Annotated in this window: 1 protein-coding gene and 1 pseudogene; both read left to right on the forward strand. The window is 72.3% G+C overall.

Translation table 11 applies throughout. From position 1 onward, the window contains the following. Positions 1-132: 132 nt before the first annotated feature. Positions 133-1,140, forward strand: coding sequence for an alpha/beta hydrolase (locus DSP71_RS09800; protein WP_113680986.1), 1,008 nt, complete (start codon positions 133-135; stop codon positions 1,138-1,140). Then, positions 1,137-1,352 (forward strand): annotated as a pseudogene (locus DSP71_RS22200) (alpha/beta hydrolase); the annotation flags it as partial. The gene DSP71_RS09800 and the pseudogene DSP71_RS22200, both read left to right, overlap by 4 nt.

Here is a 1,352-nt window from a genome sequence, read left to right on the forward strand (position 1 = left end):
TCGAGCGCGTCGGCGCCACGACGCTCCGCGAACTCGTCGAACCGTTCTGGGCCGACCGCGACGTCGTCGACCCCGAGGGCCCCTGAACACCGCCCCGCGACCGTGCCCGCCCGAAGCCTCGCAAGGAGACCCATGACCACCCCCACCGCCACCGCCACCGGACGCCCCACCCTCACCCCCGTGCCGTTCGACCCCGAGGTGCAGGCCGTGCTCGATGAGCTCGACAGGAACCCGCAGCCAGCGCTGACCCGCGACACCCTCCCGCGCGAGGGCACCGACCGCATGTTCCCCGACAACGACGCCGTGATCGCCGGACGTGCGATCGAGTGGGAGGACCGGATCATCCCCGGCCCCGCCGGCGCCCCTGACATCGAGATCACGGTGTTCCGTCCCGTCGGCACCGCGCACGAGGTGCTCCCCGGCTTCGTGAACATCCACGGTGGGGGCATGATCGTCGGACACCGCTCCTGGGAGACCGGCCGCGTGGTCGACATCGTCGCCGAGCACCACGTCGTCGCAGTGAACGTCGAGTACCGTCTTGCGCCGGAGGACCCTTTCCCGGCCGGAGTCGAAGACTGCTACGCCGCCTTCCTCTGGGTGCACGCCCACGCCGCCGACCTCGGGATCGACCCCGATCGCATCGTGGTCGGAGGCGGCAGCGCCGGTGGTGGCCTCACGGCGGCCGTCGCGCTGATGGCCCGCGACCGGCGCGGACCGGTCATGGCAGGGCAGCTGCTGCTGTGCCCGATGATCGACAACACGAACACCAGTGTCGCGAGCCGCCAGTACGACGGCATCGGTACCTGGCAGCGGGAGATGAACCTGCTCGCCTGGTCGTGCGTGCTCGGCGACGACCTCGCCTTCAGCCCGGAAGCCCCGGCGTACGCCGCTCCGAGCCGTGCGACCGACCTCGCCTCCCTCCCACCCGCCTTCATCGAGGTCGGCGAGGCGGAGGCCTTCCGCGACGAGGACACCGAGTACGCGCTGCGCATCTGGGCCACCGGCGGTCAGGCGGAGTTGCACGTGTGGGGCGGTGGCGCGCACGGCTTCGACATGTACATGCCGGATGCCGAGATCTCGCGCGCGGCCCTCGCCACCCGCGCCTCCTGGCTGCGCCGGATCTGGCTGGAAGCCCGATGACCGCCCCCGCGCCGGTGCCGTACGACCCCGCGCTCGTCCCGGGGCTGACCGCGTTCGTCGACCTCGTCGAGGTGATCCCGCTGCGCGCCGAGACGATCCACGCCAACCGCGACCACTTCGCGACCATCATCCCGCCCATGGCGACACAGGCCGCCGGGCGGGCGGTCACCTGGGAGGACCGGACCATCCCCGGCCCCGACGGCGCCCCCGAC

It is taken from the genome of Microbacterium sp. H6 (assembly GCF_003314775.1).
Lineage (GTDB): Bacteria > Actinomycetota > Actinomycetes > Actinomycetales > Microbacteriaceae > Microbacterium > Microbacterium oxydans.